This is a genomic window from Protofrankia sp. CiP1_Cm_nod4, from assembly GCF_982290645.1.
On record NZ_CEVIVC010000052.1, the window covers coordinates 32,460 to 33,134 of the forward strand.

The 675-nt window shown below is 70.7% G+C and carries 2 protein-coding genes; one reads left to right on the forward strand and one right to left on the reverse strand.

Annotation, left to right across the window (positions count from 1 at the left end; all coding sequences use genetic code 11):
* The coding region (locus tag AC5LSR_RS12225) for a cytochrome P450 (protein WP_493468473.1) at positions 1-331 on the forward strand (331 nt) is incomplete at its 5' end.
* Positions 332-485: 154 nt separating this feature from the next.
* On the opposite strand, the gene AC5LSR_RS12230 is transcribed toward AC5LSR_RS12225, so the two are convergent.
* The coding region (locus AC5LSR_RS12230) for a tetratricopeptide repeat protein (protein WP_493468474.1) at positions 486-675 on the reverse strand (190 nt) is incomplete at its 5' end.

The window sequence follows — 675 nt, forward strand, 5'->3', positions numbered from 1 at the left end:
GTTCAGCGCCGGGGACGGCGTCGTGCTGCTCTTCGGCTCGGCCAACCGGGACCCGGCGGCGTTCCCCGACCCCGAACGGTTCGACATCACCCGGTACGCGGGCCAGACCCCCGCGAAACGTCATCTCACGTTCAGCCTCGGCATCCACTACTGCCTCGGCGCGCCGCTCGCGCGCCTGGAGATGGAGATCGTGCTGCGCGAGCTCGTCCGGCGAGGAATCACGATGACGCCGCTCACGGACGACCTCGCCTACCGCCGGAACCTCGTCCTGCGCGGCATCGCCAGCTTCCCGGCCCGCTTCGAGCAGCAGAACAGCACCGCGGTGCCGTAGCACGACCTCCCCCCGAACCGAACACCCGACACGCCCGCGGAACTGTTCCGCGATGCGTGCTGCCGGCCCGCTCCACGGTCAGCCTCACTCACCGGCCAGGCCCGCTTTGTGTGGCCCCACCCGGATGGCCCACCAGCGGCGGGAGCGCCCATGGTCACCGTCTGAGAAGTCTCCTGATCCATCCCGGGCGTTCCGCGGCAGCGGTGGCAGCGGCCAGGTTGTCCCTGATCGTGACGACCAGCGGATGGTCAGGACCGAGAACCCGCAGACTGTCGGTGAGGGTCTGCTCGTACAGGCCGATGGCCTCCGCCACCCGCCCCACCGTCCGGTAGGCGCCGGCGAGG